Raw genomic sequence first — 23,510 nt, forward strand, 5'->3', positions numbered from 1 at the left:
TCGGGCGGATACTCGACCGAATCCTCAACAAAAATATCGAGACGGATCTGGATCGGACCCCTGTATCGCCCTCATTCTCGGTGAGTACCCAGGAAAGCGCGCCACCAAACGGCGCCGGGGCGCAGCGGGCCGGCCCACCGCGCGGTGGCGGCGCGCTCGCCCCCGGGACCGGCCCCGGCCCGCCGCACTCGACGGCGCGGCGAAGTACCGCCGCACGCAGCCGCACTCACCCGGGCTGGCACACTGACCGAACATGCGCGGAATCATTCTGGCGGGCGGCACCGGGTCGCGTTTGCATCCGATCACGCGCGGGGTGAGCAAACAGCTGGTCCCGGTCTACGACAAACCGATGGTCTACTACCCGCTGTCCACTCTCATGCTGGCCGGGATCCGGGACATACTGGTGATCACCACGCCCGAGGACGCCGAATCCTTCCAGCGCCTACTGGGTGACGGCTCCCAGTTCGGGATCGCGATCGACTACGTCGTGCAGCCGGTGCCCGACGGCCTGGCCCGGGCGTTCGTACTGGGCGCCGACCATATCGGCGGCGATCCGGCCGCACTGGTACTGGGCGACAACATCTTCCACGGACCCGGCCTCGGCACCAGCCTGAACCGGTTCGCCGAGCTCGACGGCGGCGCCATCTTCGCCTACCGGGTATCCGACCCGACCGCTTACGGCGTGGTCGAATTCGCCGACGGCAAGGCGATTTCCATCGAGGAGAAACCCAAGCTGCCGCGGTCCAACTATGCCGTGCCGGGACTGTATTTCTACGACAACGACGTGGTGGAGATCGCGCGCGGGCTGCGCCCCTCCGGCCGCGGCGAATACGAGATCAGCGATATCAACCGGGCTTATCTGGAGGCGGGCAAGCTCCGTGTCGACGTGCTGGCCCGCGGTACCGCCTGGCTGGACACCGGCACCTTCGACTCACTGCTGGACGCGGCCAACTATGTCCGCACCATCGAGGAGCGGCAGGGCCTGAAGATCGGAGTACCCGAGGAGGTCGCCTGGCGAATGGGTTATATCGACGACGAGCAACTGTGCCTGCTCGCCGACCCGCTCACCCGTTCCGGTTACGGTAAGTACCTGCTCGATCTGCTCGAGCACGGACGAAGTTGGTGAGTGGGTAGATGCGGATCAGTGAGATGTCGGTCCCCGGCGCCTGGGTTTTCACACCGAGAATCCACGGTGACGACCGGGGCGCCTTCGCCGAGACCTTCCGGGCCTCGGAGTTCGAGAAGGCCACCGGCCGGGCCTTCGATCTGCTGCAGGTCAACACCTCGGTTTCGGCCGCCGGCGTCCTGCGTGGCATCCACTACACCGACGATCCCCCCGGTCAGGCCAAATACGTGACCTGCGGACGCGGCGCCTTCCTCGACGTCGTCGTCGATCTGCGGCCCGGCTCCCCCACCTTCGGCCGCTGGGACAGTGTGGTGCTCGACGATGTGAAGCGCCGGTCGGTGTTCCTGTCCGAAGGGCTCGGGCACGCGGTGCTGTCATTACAGGACGAGTCGGTCCTCACCTATCTGTGCTCACTCGAGTACAGCCCCGAGCACGACCACGATCTGGACGCCTTCGATCCGGACCTGGCCATCGACTGGCCGGAGACCGGCCGGGACGGGCGGCGGCTCACCTTTCTGCGCTCCCCGAAGGATGCCGCGGCGCCCCGGTTGCGGGACCGCTGAAATACACGGGTCGCGCCACAGCCGATCGGCCCCGCCCGCAGTCGGGTCATGCGGCCGTCCGATATCAGTGATGTGCCCTACTGCCGGCCTCCGGCGCTATCACGGGGGGTGCGGAGTTATTTGCGCGACCCGCGACGGAAACGCCAGAACTGCACCGCCCGCACATCTTCGGACAGCTGGTTCACCGGTTCGGCCACCTCGGACAGCACCTGGAACAGGTCGTCGGCGAGGTCGCTGATGTGCTCCACCCGGGTTGCCAGCCGGGAGGCGTTCACCAGGAACTCCAGGAAGAGACGGACCGCGGCGGCGATCGTCAGCGCGAAAGGCAGCGCCAGCAGGGCCGCAAGTACTCCGAGCAACGCCGAGATCCGCCAGGCCAGCACGGTGCACACCACCGGCACGGTCACCGCGAAGACCAGTCCGAGCAGGTAGACCAGCGGTAGCAACGTCCTGGTGGCGGGCCGGCGGAACTGCACGTCCAGGAGCCCGCGGACCGCGTCGGCGCCCCAGTGCCGGACCGCCCGAGCACCGGCTTCGGGACGGGCTTCGTCCTCGGCGGCGGCAGCGTCGGCGAAGCGTCGCGCGGCTTCAGCGCGCCAACTGAGCTTCCGCCGGATTCGCCGACCAGGCGAATCCGCAGTATCGTCCTCCTCCGGCGGTCTCACTCCTGCGCCGGCTGTGGGAGGAACCGCCGGCTCAGGTGCTCCGGCCGCCGCCGGACCGGTTCTCGGGGATTCGTCCGCTGCCTCGCTGGCCATAACGGAATCCTTCCCGGATTGCGTGCGCGAAGCCAACCAGGATCCCGATGATCGTCCTGTACCAGTTGATATCGACTGCTGCCACAAATGAGAGGAAGCCGACAGTCGAAAAAAATCGCTGGAACGGCGTAACGCCCCGGGCACCCGGCACCGATACGACCCATGAAAGCCGGAGCTTATCTATACCGGGGAATGGAGATGACAGTGCGTACGACGTTTCCGACTTCCGTCTCGGCGGCCGCCAAGTCCGCTGCCGCGCGGGATTACGCCCAGCGTGGCTGGACTGTCGCCGAAACGACCAACGGCCTGTGCCTGATCACCGACGCAGACCTTTCCGCCGTCGAGGTCACCGGGGAGTTGGCCGCGTCGGTCCGGCGGTATCTGCGAGCGAACAATCTGACCGGTCCGGTGATCGAGATTCCGGGCGCCGAGCGCCGGGAGATCCATCTGGTCACCGGGATGCGCAAGGCCGAACGTGCTGTCGAGGCGCTGCGGGCCGCCGGTGCGGTCGTGCACACCGACGGCGACGGCATCCCGCTGCCGCCCACCCACCTCTCGGCCGGTTCGGCCAGCTGGGGCGTGGACCCGGAGGAAGCCCGCTGGATCCCGCCGGTGGTCGCGATCGGCGCCGCCGTCCGTTCCGTGCGTGCCCGCCGGCCGCAGCGGCTGGCCAGCGTCGCCTGCGCCTGAGGCGCCGGCCGCGCCGCGGCCTCGGTAGCACCCGACGACAAGAGAAACCGAAAGCAGTGAGCCCCGGAAGTCTCCGACGACCGGGGCTCATCGCTGTGTGCGGAGGAACTAGCGGATACGGAAGATGACCAGGCGCTGGACCACGAAGTTGATCACCGTGGCCGTGCCCTGCGCGATCACGTAGGCCAGCGGGACGCGCCACCACAGTCCCTCGTCGAAGGCGTGGTAGCAGACCCAGTTGATACCCACCTGGACGCAGAAGGTCAGCGCGTACAGGATCACCACCGCGATGAAACGGGCCCGGCTCGGGGCCGCGTTGAAGGTCCACCGGCGGTTGATCAGATAAGCGGTCGTGGTGCCGGCGATGAAACCGATCGCCTTGGCCGGGTTGACCGGCAGCCCCACCACCTCGAGCAGCAGCACGTACAGCCCGAAGTCGACCACGGCCGACAGCGCCCCGGTGATGGCGAACCGCACCAGCTGGGTCACCAGACCGATCTGTGCGCTCCCGGATCCGGCATCGTCCGGCTCGCTGACGGCGACGGCCGGCTCCTCGGCCGCGACGGAAACATCCCCGGTGCCGCCCGGCGTCACCCGGGGGCTCCGGCTCACTGCGTTGCTTTCAGGGCCCACCGACGGAAATGTACTTGTCCAGCGGCGCCCGCGGGCCCGCGGGTGCAGTCGACCGTTCATAGACCGGCGACCATCGAGCACTTACAGTGCCGTCAACCTACCCAAGCTGCTCGACGTGCAGGCCCCACACACCTTCCGCCTACTCCGGATGGTCCACCTTTATGGTGGGGCCCGCCCCCGGTTCTGGAGCGACAGAGCGAAGGAGCGCAGCGACTGAGCGGCGGAGTGAAGAACCGGGGTCACAGGGCCCCGACCCGCGGCGCCGAAGGCGCCGCAATCGAACACAGCCTGTAGCCTCTATGCCGATGTCCACGAAAGTTCCGACCTCGACTCAGGCGTCCGGTACCGAGACCCCGCCGGCCGGCGATCCAGTTAGCGCCGGTACGGGGTTCACGCTACCCACGCGAACCCGGACGCTCACCGGGTGGGCCCGTACGGCGGCCACCACCGCCGAAGTGCTCTCGACGAGCGATCCCGAACTCATCGCCCGCGCGGTCGCCGTGGTCGCCGAGGACAACGACGGCAAACCAGAGCATCTGCGGCGCGGTGTGATCGCCCGCGGGCTCGGCCGCTCCTACGGCGACAACGCGCAGAACGCGGGCGGGCTGGTCATCGATATGACCGCCCTGAACAAGATCCACCGCATCGACCAGGACACCCGGCTGGTGGATGTGGACGGCGGTGTCACGCTCGACCAGCTCATGAAGGCCGCGCTCCCGTTCGGTCTGTGGGTTCCGGTCCTACCGGGCACCCGGCAGGTCACCGTCGGCGGCGCCATCGGCTCCGATATCCACGGTAAGAACCATCACAGCGCGGGCAGCTTCGGCAACCATGTACGGTCCATCCAGCTGCTCACCGCGGACGGCGAAGTGCAGACCATCGGCCCCAAGAAGAACGCCAAACTGTTCTGGGCCACCATCGGCGGCTGCGGTCTCACCGGCATCATCCTGCGTGCCACCATCGAGATGACACCGACCGAGACCGCGTACTTCATCGCCGACGGCGATGTGACCTCCGGCCTCGACGAAACCATCGCGTTCCACAGCGACGGCTCCGAGGACAACTACGAGTACAGTTCGGCCTGGTTCGACGCGCTCAGCCCGATGCCCAAACTGGGCCGGGCCGTGATCTCGCGGGGCTCGCTGGCCAAGCTGGACCAGCTGCCGAAGAAACTGCGCAAGAACCCGCTGGGCTTCACCGGGAAGACGTTCCTGACCTTCCCCGATGTGTTCCCCAACGGCCTGCTCAACAACAAGACGTTCACCCTCGCCACCGAGATCTGGTACCGCAAGGGCGCCACCTACCGGCAGAAGCCGCAGAATCTGACGGCCTTCTACCACCCCCTCGATATGCTCGGCGAATGGAACCGGGCCTACGGCTCGCGGGGCTTCCTGCAGTACCAGTTCGTGGTGCCGCCGGAGGCGGTCGAGGAGTTCAAGCAGATCCTCATCGATATCCAGGCGAGCGGGCACTATTCGTTCCTGAACGTGTTCAAGTACTTCGGCGAGGGCAACCAGGCGCCGCTGAGTTTCCCCATGCCGGGCTGGAACGTCTGCCTGGACTTCCCGATCGCGCCCGGTCTCAACGACTTCGTCACCGAACTGGACCGGCGGGTACTGGAATTCGGCGGACGGCTCTACACCGGTAAGGACTCGCGCACGACCGCCGAGAACTTCCATCAGATGTATCCCCGGATCGACGAGTGGATCAAGGTCCGCCGCAGCGTCGACCCCACAGGCGTTTTCATGTCCGATATGGCGAGAAGGCTGGAGCTTCAGTGATCAACGCGGTAGGCAATCCGCAGTCCATTCTGCTGTTCGGCGGGACCTCGGAAATCGGCCTCGCGATCGTTGCGGAATACCTGAAGAAGGGGCCGGCCCGGGTGATCCTGGCCACCCTGCCGAGTGATCCGCTGCGTGATACCGCGGTGGCGCAGACCAAGGCCGCGGGTGCGAGCCAGGTCGATGTGATCGATTTCGACGCGCTCGACACCGACAGCCATCCGAAGGTTGTCGACCAGGCCTTCGCCGAGGGGGATGTCGATGTCGCGATCGTCGCGTTCGGGCTGCTCGGCAATGCCGAGGAATTGTGGCAGGACCAGCGCAAAGCGGTGCAGATCGCGCAGATCAACTACACCGCCGCGGTCTCGGTCGGCGTGCTGACCGGCGAGAAGATGAAGGCGCAGGGCTTCGGCCGGATCATCGCCATGTCCTCGGCGGCCGGCGAGCGGGTGCGCCGCTCCAACTTCGTCTACGGCTCCACCAAGGCCGGGCTGGACGGGTTCTATCTGGGCCTCGGTGAGGCGCTGCGCCCGCACGGCCCCCGGGTGCTGGTGATCCGGCCCGGTCAGGTGCGCACCACCACCACGATCGAGCACTGGAAGGCCACGGGCGCCAAAGAGGCGCCGTTCACGGTCGACAAGGAAGAGGTCGCCGCGCTGGCGGTGGACGCCTCGGAGAAGGGCAAGGAGCTCATCTGGGCGCCGGGCGCATTCCGGTACGTGATGATGATCCTGCGTCATATCCCGCGGTCGATCTTCCGCAGGCTCCCGGTCTAGCTCCGCTCGAGCCGGCCTGCCCGTATCAGCGGGCAGCGCCGGTGGCAGGCTCACTCGCACAATGTTCGAGGGCCGTCACGCACCGATCCGGTGTGTGACGGCCCTCGTCGTATTCGGTACTTCCGGCGGGCCACCGCGTGTGGTGGCCGCTACCGCTGTCATACGCGTGTCATTCGCTGGCCCAGCTCGCGGCGCAGCACCTCCTGGGACGGCAGGCGTCCGAGGACGCGCAGTACCGACGGTCGTAGTTCCTTTTGCTCCTCATCGGTGAGCAAGCCGACGAGATCGCGCAGTTCCATATCGTCGAAGGCCGAAGTCATGCGAACAAGCCTACGGGCCGTGCTGCCGTTCGTCATCCGTTCGGCAATTCCCTCACATGGAAATAAACCGATATGTGAGCCATAGCACTTGATAGACGAGTTTCGATGTAGCGCAACCTCGTTCAACTCACTTTGATCGGATCGTCGGTGCTCATACCGCCTCGATCCGCCTCGGTGACGGTCGTTTCGGCCGGTACGGCGTCGGGCCGGTACGGGGTGAAACGCTCCAGCGAACCCCAGTCCCGCGCCCAGTCGTCGGACAGATAGGTCGCCACCGAATCGGCTTCCAGCAGTAGCTCGGTCCAGCCGAGGGGGCCGCCACCGATATGGTCCTGCCACGCGTTGGACGCGTCGGAACCGACGCGGTCGGGCAGGATCCGCCAGCGCGGCACCTCCGCGATACCGTGGCTGTGGTCGAACGGCCGCTGGCAGCCGAAGGCCAGCCCGACATGCCAGTCCAGCAGCACCGGGTCGGTGTGCCCCACAACGGAATCCAGCGTGGCCAGCCGCGGCAGCCGCGGCGGCGTGATCGCCAGCCACTGCCGCGCGGTGATGTCGTTGTCGGCGGCCACCAGACGGACCGCGTTCGTCTCCCGGGGCAACCGGTCCAGGGGTACGCGCAGATTACGCCAGGACGGATTGGGGCCGATATCCAGCGGTGCCACCGACCCGAGCACCGTCATGGTGCCGTCGGCACTGCGCGTCCCGTACTCCACCGTGAGATCTTGGCCGTAGGTGAGCACACCGTCGGCGTCCACCGATCGGATCCGGCCCGCGGCGGTCAGGGCGAGCACCCGGTAGGCCGGATCGGCCCGCATCTCGTCGGTGAGATCCAGGCGGTACCAGCCGGTGGTGAGCTTCGCCTGCTGCTGGTCGCCGGTCCGGTAGCTGCCGAGCACCGGGGTCCGGGCCGGGTCGAGACCGAAGGGCAGCGCCACCGTGGAACCGTTGATACCGGCCTGCACGGACGTACCGCCGCCCGTCCCGGCGCCGGTGGTGTCGGTGGTCTTGTTCTCGGTATCGGATTCGACGGAATTCGCACCGCCGGATGTGGTTTCCTCGGCGTCCGCGGTCAGATCCTCGGCCACCCCGTCCGGGGTGAATCCGACGGTCTGCGCCTCGGGGTCGGTGGAGATCAGGCCGTCGGCGGGGTTGCCCTCGTACGGGAGCAGCAGCGAATCGGCGGTATTCGTCTCCACCAGCACATCGTCGGCCAGCCCGCACGGTTCACCGGCCAGCGCACGGACATTCGATTTGGCGACGGAGTAGGCCGGGTACTGCCCGACGGCCGCCTTGGTCAGCGACGCGATCTCGAAGAGCACCAGCAATGCCGCGGCCACCGTGAGCGGCGCCGACGCGTACCGGGCCGACCGTGACGGCAGCCCGCCGCGGTAGGGCGCGCGATAGTGCAGCCACAACGCCACCAGCAACGCGAGCACGGCAAGGCCGAGGAACAGGGTGGACAAACCCTTACCGGCGATCAGCGGCGCCTTGTCCCACCACGGCACACCGTAACTGGACACGTACCACCAGCCGTTGGAGCCGGTGAACGTGATCGCCAGCAGGAACAGCACGGCGGCGGCGAACAGCGCGCGATTGCGCGGCGCCCGGATACCGTTGGTGCCCACCGCGACAGCGGCCAGCGCGGCCAGCGAACCCGCCAGGCCCGCGTAGACGCCGAAGTGATGGGTCCATTTGGTGGGTGTGAACATCATCAGCAGCAGCGACGCGAACACGATGCCCAGGATCCGCACCGACGGGCCGCGCGAGGTCCCGGGGATCCGGCCCTTGCGCAGCACCTGCAGTACGCAGACCAGCAGGCAGAGCAGCATGAGCAGGACCCCGAACCGCCGCGCCAGCGAACCGTCCGGGGAGAGCATGAGCAGCGAATCCCAGCGGGTGCGTTCGTCGAACCAGGCCACATTCGGGCCGACCGCGGTACGGACGCGGGTGGCCTCCAGCACCGTGGACAGGGTCTGATCGGCGAAGATCACCACCAGCACCAGGGTTCCGGCGGCCAGGCCCGGCGCGATGAGGCTCGCGTACCGCCACAGCGCCTGCGCCCGGGAGGCGCCGCCCCGGGCACGCGCGATGATGATCTGGAGTACCGGCCGGGAACCGGCGATCAGCGCGGCGATGCAGATGAGCCCGGTGGGTCCGGCGGCCAGCGAGAAGGCCGCGATGAGTACCGCGATCGCGGCGGGGAGCAGCCGCGCGGTGGCGATCGCGCGTTCGATCGAACACCAGGTGAGCAGCGCACCGGCGGCGATCAACGGTTCCGGGCGCAGACCGTTGTCGTAGGGCAGCCAGAATGCCAGGAACACCAGGCCCGCGGTCCACAGAGCGATCTGATCGCCCCGTACCCGCGCGCCCAGCCGGGGCAGCACCTCCCGGCTGATCACCAGCCAGCACACGATCCCGGCCAGCAGCGTGGGCAGCCGCATCCACGGGCTCGACTCCGAGACCCGCGTCATCCAGGCCAGCACCTCGTAGGACCAGCCGAACGGCGCTTCCGGCACCCCGAACCAGCGGTAGTAGTTCGCCAGATAGCCGGCTTTGTCCGAGACGCGGGCCATGTTCAGGATGTAGCCGTCGTCGGAGGTGTTGGCCCCGATGATGTGCCAGCCGACGAGTACACCGAGCACCGCGCCGTCGGCGAGCCGGAAGCGCCACCAGTGCGCAGGGAGGAAACGGCGGGCGCGCCGGCCGTCGGTGATGTCGAGCAGATGCAACGCGATCAGGGCGAGCACCGTGAACACCACCGCGCCGACGATCGCGGCCAGCTTGAGCGGCGTCGGAGACGAGGTGAAACGCGAGTCGATATCGGCGTGCAACCGGATACCGTCGAGCTGCCCCTGCGACAGGTCGGTGAACACTCCGACCAGCTGCGGACGGATATCCCGGTCCACCTGAGCGCGGAACGGTGTTCCGTCGGCCCGGACGGTTCCGGTCAGTTCCGCGGTGGTCACGGCGGCCGACGAGGTGACGGTGAGGGCCTGGCAGCCGCCCAGTTCGGCGCGCTCGGCGGACAGCAGCGGTACATCGCGCAGCACCACCGACAGGGTGTCGCCGGTCACCGTGACCCGTAGCCCGCGCGCCGACGACTGGCCCGAAGCGTCGGGCACCGTCTCCACCACCGTGCCCTCGGCGGTGTTCAGCACCGGACACGGCACGGTGAGGTCCAGCCGCAGCGGCTGGTAACTCACCAGCGGCGCCTCGACGCTCGCGGCGCCGGCCTGCGGCCAGTCCAGGGCGGTGCGGTCCTGACGCAAGGGCAGCAGCGGCGCCGCGACGGCCAGTACGAACCCGAGTAGCCCGGATACCAGAGCCAGCAGGCGGATACGGTTCAACGCTCGAGGAGATCGGTCCGGTCGCACGGGGCTCGACTCTAATAGGCGCTGCTGAGCGAAGCTCACCCGCAGACCGCGCGGCCGGTCCGGCGGCGGAAGTGTGCCCGGCCGGACGCAGCCGCCATCGGGTGGCCGGCGGCGCTCAGCGGTTCACGACGACCAGGGTGAACGGGCCGATATCGGTCACGGTGAAACGCGGGTCGGCGAACAATTTCGCGGGGAACGCGACGGTGTAGCGACGGACGTTCGGGTCGTTAGGGTACACATCGGCGGCCAGTCGCAGGGTGTACTCGTCGCCACTGCGGCGGAACAGGAACGCGTCGGGCGCGCGCCACGGCGCCCCGGCCAGCGCGTCGAGAAGTTCGTCCGGTGTGTCCTTTTCGCTCCACTGCTCGATCGCCGCGGACCGATCCGCGTAATCGGCCAGTGGATTGGCGTAGTGCGAGGTCATGCCCTGGAAACCGAAGTACGGGTAGTAGGCGAGGAAGGTGGTGTCGCCGGTGAGCACCACCGTTTCCGAGGGTTCGCGGCCGGTCTGAGCTCGCAGTGCGTCGTCGATGTTGTGGTAGTGCCGGACCGCCGACGGGTGGCGCTGGTCGGCCCGCCGGCCGTCCCCGTCGGTATCGGTGTAGGCGGTGGTGATCTCGGGGGCCAGGACATGGGGAATGTCCTGGCAGTAGGCGAGCGCGCCCACCGTCGCCACCACGATGGCCACCCAGCGGAACCGCGCCGGTTCGTTGAGCGCCTGGTATACCGCCCGCGCCCCCTCCACGAAACCGAACCCGCCCGCGGCCGCCAGCAGGACCAGCAGCACCGGTTCCAGCCGGAACGACAGCAGCGTCGACCCGGCCGCGGTGGCCAGCATCGACAGCAGCGACCACAGGTACACCGCGAGTACGCCGAGACCGAGCGACTGGGCGCGGCGCGAGGAGCTCGCGCGCATCACCAGCCAGATGGTTCCGATCAGGCACAGCGCGCCGAGCAGCGAGAAATGCGCCATGGGCAACGGCAGTTCGGCCCCGGCCTCGGGCAGGTAGTGGAACGCGCCACCGGACTGCAATTTCGGCCGATCCAGCATCCGGACCAGGAACGGCAAGAACACCGGAAGCGCGATCAGCGCGGCGATCACACCCATCACGATCAGCCGCAGCAGCGGGGCGCCGACAGCCCGTCCGGCGCTACCGACCGGCGCATGCGACTCCCCGGTGTGGGCCGCCACCCGGCGCGGCGTCCGGGCCACGTAGCGCAACCGCAGGCCGAGTCCCGCCGCGACCACCGCCATGAGCACGACGGTGAACACCGCGAAGGCGAAGTACAGGGTGTAGCAGGCGGCCGCGAGCCCCAGGAACAGCCCGGTGCCCAGCACCGCGCCCCAGCCGCCCGCGGTGCGCTCCTCCCCCGCGTCCGCGGTCCGGCCGGTGATCTCGGCGGGGCGGTACAGCGCGCCCCAGGCCATCACCAGCACCGGCGCCAGCAGGATCGCGATCACCGCGCCGTAGGCCTCCGGCGCGGCATAGGTGACGGCCACGGCCGTCACCGCGCTGGTGACCCCCACCGCCCAATCCGCGCGGATCAGCTGGGTCCACAGCACCAGCGACACCACCGCGGCCACCGCGATCGACCCGATCGCGTACGGCTTGAACACCTCCCAGCCGTCCATACCCAGCACATTCGCCACCCGGCCGCCGACCCAGAACCAGCCGGCCGGATAGAACGGCGGCAGATCGGCGTAGGTCATATCGCGCAACGCGGCGCTGTCGGTGAGCCGGGTCAGGTACTCGGTCCGGAACTCCTGGTCCACCGAGATACCGAACAGATACAGCTTGGTGGCCGCCAGCGGCATCCCCAGCGTGACGGTGACGAACGCCGAGATACCGGCCCAGGACAGCAGTTTCGCCAGCCGCCGCGAACGCCGCAGCCGCAGCAGGGCGATCGAACCCGCGATGAGCGCCGCGGCGCCCACCTGACCGACAGTGGTCAGCGCCCGCACCACATTGGAGGAGTTGAAGGCGGGCCACTGCACCAGGGAGAACGCGACCAGCCCGGCGGCGACCACCACCACCGCGACCACCGTCGCGAGCACCGCTTCGCCGACTCCGGCCCCGACCTGACGCACCAACCGCGCGCCGCGACTCGTCGTCATCGGCGTACTTACCTCCGGCTCCCGATCCACCTACTGGGCGTCGGTCAGCCTAGTGCAGGGGTACCGAGAACCGGCGCCCCGAGCATCTCGACGGACAGTGTCCCGGAAACCACAACACTGCCGACCCACAGTCACCGCTCGTAAGCATGCTTTGCCGCGGCGTGCGCAGCCTCGGCTCCCTCGATATCCCAATCCTTTGCCAATTCGAAGTAGTACCTGAGCGCGGCGGCGCGGTTGAGTCGCTGCTCGTCGCGAGCCAGGCGCTGGTTGTACTGACGCAGTGCTTCGGCGACCACCTCCGTTGCGGTCGAATGCCCACCGAGCGTCTTCGCCGATTCCAGTTCCGCTTCGTCGATCTCGATGTGGACGAACACCCTTACGACCTCCTTGACAAGATGCGGCGACCGACACCGGAATTGTGCTTCCGATGCCGGTCGCCGTGGTCGTTCAGGTCAGAAAACCCGCAGCTTGCCCGGATCCCACAACCCGTTGCGGGTCTCGGTCCCCGTCGCCAGCTGCGCCGGTACCGCGTCGTAGTACTGGTCGTAGCGTTCCAGCGTGCCCCAGTCCCGGCCCCAGTCGTTCTTCAGATAGGTGGGGATCGTGGTCGACTTCGCCAGCATCTGGGAGAACCCGAGCGGACCACCGAACTCCTGGGCCTGCCAGGTGTTGGTGGAGCTCACCGCGAGCGGGCGGTCCGGCAGGATGCGGAACTTCGGCACCTCGGCGACTCCGTTCACGTGCCGGAACGGGCGCTGGCACGGGAACTGCAGGCCGACCGCCCAGTCGAGCAGGACCGGCTGCTGCGAACCGAGGTAGTCGTTGGCGGATTCCAGTTTCGGCACCCGCGGCGGGGTGAATGCCAGCCATTGGTCGCCGATGAGGATCGGATCGTTGGCGACGACCCGGACCGCGTCGGCCTCGGGAGCGATCTCGTCCAGCGGCACCCGCAGGTTGCGCCAGGACGGGAAGGGGCCGATATCGCGGGGCAGGTAGGTGCCGAGGTGGCTGACCGAACCGTCCGGCTGCCGTTTGCCGTAATCGACGGTCAGCGACTGGCCGTACTGCATGGCACCGGTGTCGTCGTAGGACAGGATGCGCCCGGCCGCGGTGATGACCACCAGCGGATGGTCGGGCGAACGTTCCGGCAGTTCGTACCAGCTCGACGAGACGAACGCGGGCTGCTGCACACCCTCCTGGTAGCTGCCCAGGATGGGGGTGGTGGCCGGGTCCAGGCCGAAGGGCAGGGCCACGGTGCTGCCGTTCACACCCTGCGCGCCCTGACCGCCGCCGGTGCCGGCGTTCTGGCCCTCGGCGAACGCGGCGCCCACCGATTGACTGGAGGTGTTGCCGGTACCAGGTTTCACCTCGACCGCGTCGGCGGACAGATCATCGGGGACACCGTTGGGAGAGAAACCGACCGGGTCGACACCGGCGAGCGGGTCGTTCGGGTTCGTGGGCGGGTGCGCGGGATCGATGATCGGGTTCAGCCGCCCCGCGTTCGCGTTCGATTCGACCAGCACATCGTTGGCCAGACCACAGCTCTGCCCGGTCAGCGCGTCGATATTGCCGCGGGCCAGCGAATAACCCGGGTACTGCGAGTACGCGCCCTTGGCCAGGGACAGCACCTCGAACAGCACCATGGCCGCGGCCACGAGTGTGAGCGGGATCGCCGCGAACTTGCGGACCCGGCGGCCCCGGGCGGTGCGCGTGGAATTCGGTGGTTTGGCGTAACCCTCACGCAGGGTGTGCCAGCCGACGAGCAACAGGGCCGCGGCGAACAGCACCAGCATCACGGTGTTGGAGGAGAGACCGGCCAGCACCACCCGCTTGTCGAACCAGGGCACCCCGTAACTGGAGACGTACCAGTAGCCGTTGATCCCGGAGAAGGCCAGCGCCAGGGTGAACAGCAACCCGGCCAGGAAGATCGCCCGGTTCTTGCGCGCCCGCAGCGCCGAGGCCGAGACCGCGACGGCCGTCACCGCGGCCAGCGAACCCGCGATACCGGCGTAGGCGCCGAAGTGGTGGGTCCACTTGGTCGGGTTGAACATCATGAAGAAGATCGTCCCGAACACCACACCCATCAATCGCCAGGTCGGCGCGGCGGCGACACCGGGCACCCGGCGCCGGCGCAGCAGCACCAGCATGGTGGTGAACAGGCACAGCAGCATGACGAGGAAGGCGAAGCGGCGCGACAGCGACCCGTCGACGGTCTCGACGAACAGGTAGTAGTACCGCAGGTAGTCCTCGTACCAGGCCAGGTTGGGTCCGGCCAGCTGCCGGACCCGGTTCGCCTCCTGGATACCGGCGAAGGTCTGGTCGCCGTAGACCACGGTGAGCACCAGGAATCCGGCGGCGGCCAGCGGCGCCAGCAGCGCGACCGTGCCGTGTTCCCGATGCCGGCGCACGATGATGCGGGTGACAGGCCGGATACCGGCCAGCAACGCGGCCACACACATCAGGCCGGTCGGCGCGGCGGCGAGCGTGAACGCCGCGACCACCACCGCCACCGCGGCCGGCAGCAACCGGGCGGTCGCGATCGCGCGCTCGATGGAAACCCAGGTGAGCAGTGCGCCGAGGGCGACGATGGGCTCCGACCGCAGACCGTTGTCGTAGGGCAGCCAGAACGCCAGGAAGACCAGGCCGCCGGTCCACAGCGGGACACTGCCGAACCAGGCGCGTCCCCGCGCGCCGCGCAGGCCGTTGCCCAGCCGCGGCACCACCTCGCGGCTGATCACCATCCAGCACAGGATTCCGCACGCCAACGCGGGCAGGCGGACCCACGGGCTGGCCGTGGAGACCTCTGCGAACAGCTGGATCACGTAGTAGTACCAGCCGAACGGCGCCTCGGGTACGCCGTACCAGCGGAAGTAGTTGGCCATATAGCCCGCGTCCGGCGCCACTCGGACCATGCTCAGGATGTAGCCGTCGTCGGAGGTGTTGGCGCCCAGGAAATGCCAGATCAGCAGCGTGCCGACGACGCCGCCGTCGGCGAGGGTCGGCTTGAGCCAGTGCGCCGGCAGGAACCGCCGGTGGCCGCGCCCATCACTGGTGTCCAGTCGCGCCAAGGCCACCAGCGACAGCACCGTGCACAGCACCGCGGCCACGATCGCGGCGAGTTTGATCCAGGTGGGGCTGGAGCCGAACCGGGTGTCGATCGTGGACTCCAGGCTCAGCCCGGCCGGTATACCGCCGGTCATATCGGTGAACACACCGACCATCTGCGGACGCAGATCACCGACCAGCCGGCCCTCGTTGGGCTCGCCGGTCTCGGTGGTGAGCCCGACGAAGGCCGCGCTGGTGGCTTCGATGTCGGAACGGATGGTGATGGCCGAGCAGTTGGCCATATCCGCCCGGTCGGCACTCGCCACGACCGCGTTACGGTCCACCACGTCCACCGAGGTCTCCGAGACCCGGACGAACAGTGCCTCCAGCGCCGCGCGGTCACCCTGCGGGGGTGCGGTGGCCAGCAGCATGCCGCCCTGCGGGGGCAGCTGGTTCACCGCCGCGCACGGGATGGTCGCGGTGAGGTCGATCGGCACCTGCGACATGAGCGGCGCCTGCACATTGGCCAGACTGTCGTGCTGCGGCCAGCTCAGCGTCGCCGTGGTCTGGGTGACGGGCAGAAAGGGCGTGGCGATCGCGAACAGCGCCCCCAGCACACCGGTGATGATCGCGACGAGACGCGCGATCCGGAAATCCTTCGGCGCGACCTTCGGCTCCGGCTCCGGTGGCGTCTTCGTCAGTACTGCGGTGGCGACTTCTGGCACGCTGGCATGCTACTTGGGCGCGGCGCGCGGGGCCCGGTGGTGCCCCGGCGCGTATCCGATCCGAACGGAAACACACCCGGTATCCGGGGTATATAAACCACCCGAATGGGGTAAAGACGGGCGGCTGGCACAATCTGCCGGGAAACACCCCCTTAAGCGCGGGGTCTAGCGGCGGTAATGGAAAGGTAGGGGCATGACCAAGGTGAATCTCGAGACGAACTACGGAACCATCGGCCTCCAGCTGGACGAGGCGAAGGCGCCGGACACCGTCCGTAACTTCGTCGAATACGTCAAGTCGGGACATTACGACGGCACGATCTTCCATCGCGTTATCCCGGGCTTCATGATCCAGGGCGGTGGTTTCGACGGCCAGATGCAGCAGAAGCCCACGCAGGCGCCCATCCAGAACGAGGCGGCCAACGGCCTGAAGAACAACAAGTACACGGTCGCCATGGCGCGCACCAACGATCCGCACTCGGCGACCGCGCAGTTCTTCATCAACGTCGCCGACAACGACTTCCTCAACCACACCCAGCCGGCGGGCCAGGGCTGGGGCTACGCCGTCTTCGGCGAGGTCACCGACGGCACCGACGTGGTCGACAAGATCGCCGGCGTGTCCACCTCGTCGCAGGGCATGCACCAGGACGTCCCGGTGGAGAACGTGGTCATCGAATCCGCGGCGATCACCGGCTGATCAGGATCGGTACGTGACGGGTCGGGTTGTTCCACCGGGACAACCCGAACCGCGAGCGGCTACAGCGGCAGCAGGTGATGTTTACGCGGGTTACGGATCACGGTTTTGTCCCGCAGCAGATGTAGCGCCCGCCGTAGTTCCAGCCGGGTCTGCGCCGGTTCGATCACCGCGTCGATGAATCCGCGTTCGGCCGCCACCCACGGCGTGGCCATGGTGGCGTTGTAGAAGTCGATCATCTGCTGGCGTACGGCCGCCTTCTGCTCCTCGGGCGCGGCCGCGATCTGCGCCGCTCCGATGAGGCTGACCGCACTCTCCGCACCCATCACCGCGATCCGGGCGGTGGGCCAGGCCAGGTTGATATCGGCGCCCAGCTGCTTGGAGCCCATCACCGCGTAGCCGCCGCCGTAGGACTTGCGGACCACCACGGTCACCTTCGGTACGGTCGCCTCCACGAAGGCGAACAGGAACCGGCCGCCGCGTTTGATCACGCCGACCTTCTCCTGTTCCACGCCGGGCAGGAAGCCCGGGGTGTCGACCACGAAGATCAGCGGGATCTCATAGGCGTCGCAGAGCCGGACGAAATGGGAGGCCTTGTCCGAGGCCCGGGCGTCGAGGGCGCCCGCGTAGACCATCGGCTGATTGGCCACCACACCGACGCTGCGGCCGTCCACCCGGGCGAATCCGGTGATGATGTTGCGACCGGCTTCGGCACCGTATTCGTGGAAGTGGCCGTCGTCGAAGATACGCAGCAGCACCTCGTGCATGTCGTAACCGGAATTATCCGAATCCGGCACGAGCGAGTTCAGTTCCCGGTCCGAATCGGTGATCTCCGGTTCGAGGCCGGGGTTGACGATCGGCGGCTTCTCCTGGCAGCTGGTCGGCATGTACGACAGGTATTCCCGGACCCATTCGAAAGCCGCCCGCTCGTCCTTGGCGACATGATGGATATTGCCGTACTGGGCCTGGCTGTGCGCCCCGCCCAGCTCTTCCAGGCTCACGTCCTCACCGGTGACCTCACGGATCACCTTGGGACCGGTGACGAACATATAGGCCGCCTCGGTGGCGACCACGACATCGGTGTTGATCGGCGAGTACACCGCGCCACCGGCACATTTGCCGAGGATCAGCGAAATGGTCGGCACCATTCCCGACAGCAGCTCCTGCCGGGTCGCCAGCTCGGCGTACCAGGCCAGCGAGGACACCGCCTCCTGCACCCGGGCACCGCCGGAGTCGTTGATACCGACCAGCGGGCAACCCACCTTGGCCGCGTACTCCATCACCGCGGCCACCTTGCGGCCGAACATCTCGCCGACCGAACCGCCGTACACGGTCTGGTCGTGGGAGAACACCGCGACCGGGCGGCCGTCGACCAGTCCGTGGCCGGTGACCACACCGTCGCCGTAGAGCGCGTCCGGATCACCCGGGCGCCGGACCAGAGCACCGATCTCCACGAACGAACCCGGATCGAGCAGCATCTTGATCCGGTCACGAGCGCTGGGGATCCCCTTGCGCGCCCGTTTCGCGACAGCGGCCTCCCCCGCCGGTTCCTGCGCCAGCTCCAGCCGCTTACGCAGATCGGCGAGTTTCTCGGCAGTCGTGCTCACTAGCTCCCTTTCCCGGCCCCGCTCGAGGTGATCCGGTCGAGTTTAGCGGTCAGGTCCGTACCGATTCGGCCGATCCTCGGTTCATCGATGATCTGGAGGTGGTCACCGGGGATGTGCACGATCTCCAGGTTGGGCAGGTATTCGTCCCAGCCGCCATTGGGCCGGCGCTCGGCGTAGCGGGGTTCGAGCTCGATAGCGCCGTCGTGGTAGCGGTCGGCCAGATAGAGCACCACATCGCCCTCGTAGTGCGTCGGCTGGACCCGCTGCAGTGCGCGGTTCTCGATCCACGAGGTCTTCTGGTGTTCGAGCACTCCGCCCGGGATCTTGGCCCCGGTCATCTTGATCAGGTCGGTGATCATCTTGAACTGCTCCTGCTCGGAGGAGTCGGCCAGTTCCCGGAGCTGGTCGTCGTCGAGCTCACCGGTGATATTGAAGGTCTTCTTGGCGAACGCCTGGTAGCGCCGCATGCGCTCCAACCGCTCCTGCGGGCTGTTGTCCTCCGGCTCGGCGGGGATGGCGAGGTCGATGAGGCCCACCAGACGCACATCGGCGCCCTCGGCACGCAGGATCTGCGCGACCGCCATCGCCAGGACCGCGCCCAGCGACCAGCCGTAGAGAACATAGGGTCCCTCGCCCTGCAGCTTGCGGAGTTCGGGTACGTACTCCCGGGCCCGTTCCTCGATCGCACCGTCGACCCGCTCGAACCCGTACATCGGCGTCCCTTCGGGCAGCCGCTTCAGCAAGGGCTCATAGACCAGGGTGTTCCCGCCGGCGGGATGGAAGACGAACACCGGTACCGCATCGGAGTTCTCGCCCCGCGCCCGGATGGGGCGGACGAAGCCGTCGACATCGGCACCGCTGTCCTGCAGGGTGCGCACCACATCGGCGAGCTGTTCGATGGTCTCCGAATCCAGCACATCGTCGACGGTGACCTCCGCGCCGACCCGCTCGGTGAGCCGGGCAGCGAGCTTCTCGGCGGTGTCCTCGTCCAGGATCGGCAGGGTGTTGAAGATCCCCCCGGCCGATTCGCCGGTGATGGTGGCCCAGGCCGCGTAGGTGAGGCGCTCGGCAGCGTCACGTGGCGGAACGTTGTCCTGGTCCGACCCTGCGGCTCCGCCCCCGAACAGCGCGGCGCCCGCGGCCGGTTCGGCTTTCGGCGCGGCGGGGGTCGCCGGGGCAGCCGGTTCCGGTTCGCTCGCTGCCGGCGTGTCCGTAGCGGTGCCCGCCCCCTGGTTCAGCGCGGCGACCGGGTCCTGTCCGGCCTCCATCGCGGCCTTGGCGGCGTTCACGAAATCGTCGTCCACGCTCAGTGCGCCCGATTCCCCGCTGGCCTGCTGGTCGGCCATCGCCTGAACCTCGTCGCGGTGCTCGATCGCGTAGCGGAGCACCTTGCCGACCTCGTGCAGGCTGGCGTCACGAACCGCGGAGACCTGCAGCTGCGGGATATCGAATTCGTATTCGACGCGATTCTTGATCCGCATGGCCATCAGCGAGTCCAGCCCGAGTTCCATGAGCGGGATCTCCATCGGCAGATCCTCGACCGCGTAACCCATGGATTCGGCGACGATCAGCGCCAGCCGCTCCTCGACCGTCTGGCCGCTGTCCGGGTTCCAGCGATCGCCGAAACCGGCGGTGTCGACAACCTCTACCTCGGATTCGACGACCGCGGCCGGGCTCGTGGCCGGTTCGGCGGGCACCGGCAGCGCGGCACCGGAGGTGACGACCGCGTCGAACAGCAGCCGGAACTGCGCACCGTCGCGGGCGTGCACCTGGATGGACGCGCCACCCGGATGCGGGGTCAGCGTCGTGACGAGCGTGCCGCTGGCGGGGAGCGGCGCGTGCGCGATACTGGCGCCCGGGTTCACGTCCGCGAGTACCTGCGCCGCGGCCGAACGCACCAGCGTGGGCAGATCGTCGACCGATGCGGCCTGGACCTCCCAGACGTGCCGGCCGTCCGGCAGAGCGACCGACGCGCCCGGTACCCGGGCGTTCCCACCGGCCGAGAAACCGCTCATCTTGGGCCAGTACGGTTTCCGCATGAACGCGGTGCGCGGGATATCGGCGTACGGTCCGGCCGGTACCAGTGAGCCCAGGTCCACGGCATGGCCGTGCACGTACAACTGCGCCAGCGCGGCGATGACACCGGCCGATTCGTCTTCCTTGCGCTTGAGCGTCGGAATCAGCTGCGCGTCGGGGAGCCCGGCGGCGAAGGTGGTGCCCAGCACCTGCATCAGCGCCACCGAGTTCGGTGCCAGCTCCAGGAACGTGGTGATCCCGGAATCGACCGCGAGTCGCACCGCGTTGGTGAAGTACACACTGTGCCGCATGTTCTTCACCCAGTAGTCCTCGGTGTGCACCGGGTCATGGCCGGGCGCGTAGTACTGCTCCTTGTCGACCGTGGAGTACAGGCCGACCTTCGGCTTCGTGGGCTCGATCCCGGCCAGTTCGGCGGCCAGTTCGCCCAGCAGCGGGTCCATCTGGGAGGTATGCCCGGCGCCCTTGGTCTGTAGGACGCGGGCGAACTTACCGGCTTCCTCCACCCGGCCGACGATCGCCGAGACCTGGTCGACCGGGCCACCGATCACCGTATTGGTCGGTGCGGCGTACACCGCGACCTCGACATCGGGGAATTCCGGCAGCAGCGCGGCGACCTCGTCGGCACTCATCTCGACCAGGGCCATATTGCGCACATCGGCGTCGGAGAGCATCTGCTCGCCCTCGCCCATCAAACGCGACCGTGCGCAGATGACGCGCACCGCGTCCTCCAGCGCCAACCCGCCGGAGATGTAGGCGCCGGCCACCTCGCCCATGGAGTGCCCGACCACGGCGGCGGGTTCCGCGCCGTGCGCACGCAGCAGCGCGGCCAGACCGAGCTGGATGGTGAAGATGCCGACCTGGGAGGTGCCCACGTCATAGTCCTGGCCGTCGTCGAGGATCATCTCGCGCACCGAGTACCCGGCCTCGTCCTGCACGAGTTCGTCGACCTCATCGACGGTGCGCCGGAAGATCGCGTTCTCCTGGTAGAGCTGTTTGCCCATCTTGCGGTGCTGGGCGCCGAACCCGGCCATCACCCACATGGGTCCCTGCGCGGCGGGGGCATCGGCGGTGAAAACGCCCGGGCCCGGTTTACCGGCGGCGATCGCCCGCAGTCCGGCCACGGCCTCGGCGTGATCGGAGGCCAGTACCACGCCGCGCGAACGCCAGTGACTGCGCCGGGCCAGCGACCGGGCCACATCCACGAGCGGAGTCCGCTGTCCCACTTCGGTTTCCAGCCAGTCGGCCAGGTCCGCGGCGGCGCGACGGCGGCGCGACGGCAGATAGGCGGAGACGGCCAGGATCACCGGCAACGGCTCGGTGCGGTCGGCCGACCATTCGGGCTCGGGAGCCGCGTCGGCGGCGACCGCCTCGGCCTCGGCGACCACATCGGTGCTCGCCACATCCAGCGTGTCACTGTCCGCGTCCGGTACGAAGGGCTCGGAGACCTCGACCGGCGCGGCGGGCACGTACTCCTGCACCACCACGTGCGCGTTGGTTCCGCCGAAACCGAAGCCGGAGATACCGACCGTGGCGGTACCGCTGTAGCGCGGGAACGGGGTCGGCTCGTCGACGACCTTCAGCCGGGCCTGCTCGAACGGGATGTAGGGGTTCGGGCCCGCGTAGTTGATGGTGGCGGGCAGCACATCGTGCTGGAACGCCATGATGACCTTGGCCAGGCTCGCCGCGCCCGCGCCGGATTCCAGATGGCCGAAATTGGTTTTCGCCGAACCCAGCAGCACGGGTGCGTCGGCGGCGCGACCGGCACCGACCACCTGGCCCAGTGCCTGGGCCTCGAGCGGGTCGCCGACCAGGGTGCCGGTGCCGTGGGCCTCGATGTAGTCGACGGTGGAGGGCACGATACCGGCATCACGGTAGGCGCGGCGCAGTACATCGGCCTGGGCGTCGGGATTCGGCGCGAGAAGCCCGTTGGACCGGCCGTCGCTGTTCACCGCGGAACCCTTGACCACCGCGAGGATGTTGTCGTTGTCGCGTTCGGCGTCGGCGAGCCGTTTGAGCACTACCAGCCCGGCGCCCTCGGAGCGGACCATCCCGTCCGCGTCGGAAGAGAACGCCTTGATCCGACCGTCCTTCGCCACCGCGCCGATCTTGTCGAAACCGAGCGTGGTCATCGGCATGAGCAGCATGTTCACCCCGCCGGCCAGCGCGACATCGGCGTCACCGGCGCGCAGCGCCTGCACGGCCTGGTGCACCGCGACCAAGGTCGAGGAGCAGGCGGTATCCACCGCGAGCGAAGGACCGCGGAAATCGTAGAAGTAGGAAACGCGGTTGGCGATGATGCTGCTGGCACTGCCGGTGATCTTGTAGCCCTCCGCCGAAGCGGGGACATTCGGATCGGTCTCCCCCAGACTCATCGCGGCGACCAACTGGAAGTCGGTGGTGGATGTACCGATATACACACCGACCGACTCACCGCGCAGGTCACTGGCCGGGATCCGGGCGTGCTCGAGTGCCTCCCAGGTGAGTTCCATGATGAGCCGCTGCTGCGGGTCGATCCGCTCGACCTCGACCGGCGACATGGCGAAGAACTCGGCGTCGAATCCGGTGACGACGTCCTGGTCCAGATAGCCGCCGCGGGTATTGCCCTCGGCCACGGCCTGCGCCAACTGCGGTTCGCTCAGGAACTCCGCCCACCTTCCCTCGGGCAGATCGCGAATGGCGTCACCGCCGTTGATCAGGAACTCCCAGGTCGACTCCGGGGTGTCGCCCGCGCCGGGCAGCCGGGTCGACAGTCCCACGATGGCGATATCGTGCGCGTCTCCCGGTGCGTACCCGGCGGTGTAGAACTGGTCGTCGGTGGCCTCGGCGGTGGTCTCCGGCGGACCGTTGACGATGACATCGGCCAGCGAGGCAATGGTCGGATGCTGGTAGACCACGGTCGGGTTCAACACCACACCGGTGAGTTCCTCGATCTCGCCACCCAACGCGAGCGCGTCCCGGGAAGCCAGCCCGAACTCCTCCATCGGGCGGTCCACCGTGATCTTGTCGATCGACTGCCCGGTGGCCTCGGCGACCCAGCGCCGCAGCCATTCCTGCAGTTCGGCGACCGAGAGTTCGGTGCCCGGCGTGGTAACGCCTGCCGAGGGCGTATCGCCGGTCCCGGCGGCGCGGCCCTCCTCGGTGGAAAGGTTCTCGGTCGTCTCCGGCGACATGCCCTCGTTCTCAGCCATCAGTCCTCAAGCTACCTGTCTTTACGCGGTGCCCGGCAGGAGCCTTGCACCGCTGTGGTGGATGGGCGCTTCGCTCA

Annotated in this window: 15 protein-coding genes; 6 read left to right on the top strand and 9 right to left on the bottom strand. The window is 68.1% G+C overall.

All coding sequences use genetic code 11. The features are described 5' to 3' along the window. Positions 1 to 253: 253 nt before the first annotated feature. A complete protein-coding gene (rfbA, locus tag NF4_RS02230; RefSeq protein ID WP_063125606.1) occupies positions 254 to 1,126 on the top strand; it encodes a glucose-1-phosphate thymidylyltransferase RfbA in 873 nt (290 codons plus the stop codon). A gap of 8 nt (positions 1,127 to 1,134) precedes the next feature. Then, positions 1,135 to 1,689 carry a dTDP-4-dehydrorhamnose 3,5-epimerase family protein gene (locus tag NF4_RS02235; RefSeq protein ID WP_063125607.1) on the top strand — a complete coding sequence of 185 codons (555 nt, stop codon included), beginning with the start codon at positions 1,135 to 1,137 and terminating at the stop codon, positions 1,687 to 1,689. A gap of 116 nt (positions 1,690 to 1,805) precedes the next feature. Here the strand turns inward: NF4_RS02235 and NF4_RS02240 are convergent, their stop codons facing one another. After that, on the bottom strand, positions 1,806 to 2,354 hold the full coding sequence (locus NF4_RS02240; protein ID WP_063814478.1) for a DUF4282 domain-containing protein: 549 nt from the start codon (positions 2,352 to 2,354) through the stop codon (positions 1,806 to 1,808). A 285-nt stretch (positions 2,355 to 2,639) separates the two neighbouring features. On the opposite strand from NF4_RS02240, the gene NF4_RS02245 reads away from it, so the two are divergent. Then, complete coding sequence (locus NF4_RS02245) at positions 2,640 to 3,137, top strand: hypothetical protein (RefSeq protein ID WP_030524322.1); 498 nt, start codon at positions 2,640 to 2,642, stop codon at positions 3,135 to 3,137. A 108-nt stretch (positions 3,138 to 3,245) separates the two neighbouring features. On the opposite strand, the gene NF4_RS36220 is transcribed toward NF4_RS02245, so the two are convergent. Beyond that, entirely contained in the window at positions 3,246 to 3,635 is a 390-nt protein-coding gene (locus NF4_RS36220; protein ID WP_157119906.1) for a GtrA family protein, read from the bottom strand. Between the two features lie 434 nt (positions 3,636 to 4,069). Here NF4_RS36220 and dprE1 point away from each other — a divergent pair, with 434 nt between their 5' ends. Next, positions 4,070 to 5,551: a decaprenylphosphoryl-beta-D-ribose oxidase gene (gene dprE1 / locus NF4_RS02255; RefSeq protein WP_198165189.1), complete on the top strand. Its 1,482-nt coding sequence runs from the start codon at positions 4,070 to 4,072 to the stop codon at positions 5,549 to 5,551. Further along, positions 5,548 to 6,327 (top strand): decaprenylphospho-beta-D-erythro-pentofuranosid-2-ulose 2-reductase, encoded by a 780-nt coding sequence (gene dprE2 / locus NF4_RS02260; RefSeq protein WP_063125610.1) that lies wholly within the window; start codon positions 5,548 to 5,550, stop codon positions 6,325 to 6,327. The genes dprE1 and dprE2 overlap by 4 nt, the downstream gene beginning before the upstream one ends. 158 nt (positions 6,328 to 6,485) lie before the next feature. On the opposite strand, the gene NF4_RS38415 is transcribed toward dprE2, so the two are convergent. From NF4_RS38415 to NF4_RS02280, 5 genes are all read right to left on the bottom strand, one after another. Then, positions 6,486 to 6,647, bottom strand: a complete 162-nt coding sequence (locus tag NF4_RS38415) for a hypothetical protein (protein ID WP_169333235.1) — start codon at positions 6,645 to 6,647, stop codon at positions 6,486 to 6,488. A gap of 122 nt (positions 6,648 to 6,769) precedes the next feature. Beyond that, a complete protein-coding gene (locus tag NF4_RS02265; RefSeq protein ID WP_157119891.1) occupies positions 6,770 to 9,997 on the bottom strand; it encodes an arabinosyltransferase domain-containing protein in 3,228 nt (1,075 codons plus the stop codon). A 142-nt stretch (positions 9,998 to 10,139) separates the two neighbouring features. Continuing rightward, a complete protein-coding gene (locus tag NF4_RS02270; RefSeq protein ID WP_063125612.1) occupies positions 10,140 to 12,140 on the bottom strand; it encodes a galactan 5-O-arabinofuranosyltransferase in 2,001 nt (666 codons plus the stop codon). Between the two features lie 131 nt (positions 12,141 to 12,271). Then, a complete protein-coding gene (locus NF4_RS02275) occupies positions 12,272 to 12,514 on the bottom strand; it encodes a type II toxin-antitoxin system VapB family antitoxin (protein WP_063125613.1) in 243 nt (80 codons plus the stop codon). Positions 12,515 to 12,592: 78 nt separating this feature from the next. Then, entirely contained in the window at positions 12,593 to 15,910 is a 3,318-nt protein-coding gene (locus tag NF4_RS02280) for an arabinosyltransferase domain-containing protein (protein WP_084532789.1), read from the bottom strand. A gap of 193 nt (positions 15,911 to 16,103) precedes the next feature. Here NF4_RS02280 and NF4_RS02285 point away from each other — a divergent pair, with 193 nt between their 5' ends. Then, positions 16,104 to 16,604: a peptidylprolyl isomerase gene (locus NF4_RS02285; protein WP_063125614.1), complete on the top strand. Its 501-nt coding sequence runs from the start codon at positions 16,104 to 16,106 to the stop codon at positions 16,602 to 16,604. Positions 16,605 to 16,663: 59 nt separating this feature from the next. Here NF4_RS02285 and NF4_RS02290 read toward each other — a convergent pair whose 3' ends face one another. Then, the gene (locus tag NF4_RS02290; protein ID WP_063125615.1) at positions 16,664 to 18,208 is read right to left on the bottom strand and encodes an acyl-CoA carboxylase subunit beta; all 1,545 of its coding nucleotides are present in this window, start codon (positions 18,206 to 18,208) and stop codon (positions 16,664 to 16,666) included. Beyond that, positions 18,208 to 23,433 carry a polyketide synthase Pks13 gene (gene pks13 / locus NF4_RS02295; RefSeq protein ID WP_084532790.1) on the bottom strand — a complete coding sequence of 1,742 codons (5,226 nt, stop codon included), beginning with the start codon at positions 23,431 to 23,433 and terminating at the stop codon, positions 18,208 to 18,210. The genes NF4_RS02290 and pks13 overlap by 1 nt, the downstream gene beginning before the upstream one ends. Between the last annotated feature and the right edge of the window lie 77 nt (positions 23,434 to 23,510).

It is taken from the genome of Nocardia fusca NBRC 14340 (genome assembly GCF_001618425.1).
Lineage (GTDB): Bacteria > Actinomycetota > Actinomycetes > Mycobacteriales > Mycobacteriaceae > Nocardia > Nocardia fusca.

Coding starts and splice junctions, on each gene's coding strand:
- NF4_RS38415 (WP_169333235.1), bottom strand. CDS start 6,647: ATGACTTCGGCCTTCGACGATATGGAACTGCGCGATCTCGTCGGCTTG.
- pks13 (WP_084532790.1), bottom strand. CDS start 23,433: ATGGCTGAGAACGAGGGCATGTCGCCGGAGACGACCGAGAACCTTTCC.
- dprE1 (WP_198165189.1), top strand. CDS start 4,070: ATGCCGATGTCCACGAAAGTTCCGACCTCGACTCAGGCGTCCGGTACC.
- NF4_RS02285 (WP_063125614.1), top strand. CDS start 16,104: ATGACCAAGGTGAATCTCGAGACGAACTACGGAACCATCGGCCTCCAG.
- NF4_RS02245 (WP_030524322.1), top strand. CDS start 2,640: ATGGAGATGACAGTGCGTACGACGTTTCCGACTTCCGTCTCGGCGGCC.
- NF4_RS02235 (WP_063125607.1), top strand. CDS start 1,135: ATGCGGATCAGTGAGATGTCGGTCCCCGGCGCCTGGGTTTTCACACCG.
- rfbA (WP_063125606.1), top strand. CDS start 254: ATGCGCGGAATCATTCTGGCGGGCGGCACCGGGTCGCGTTTGCATCCG.
- NF4_RS02270 (WP_063125612.1), bottom strand. CDS start 12,140: ATGACGACGAGTCGCGGCGCGCGGTTGGTGCGTCAGGTCGGGGCCGGA.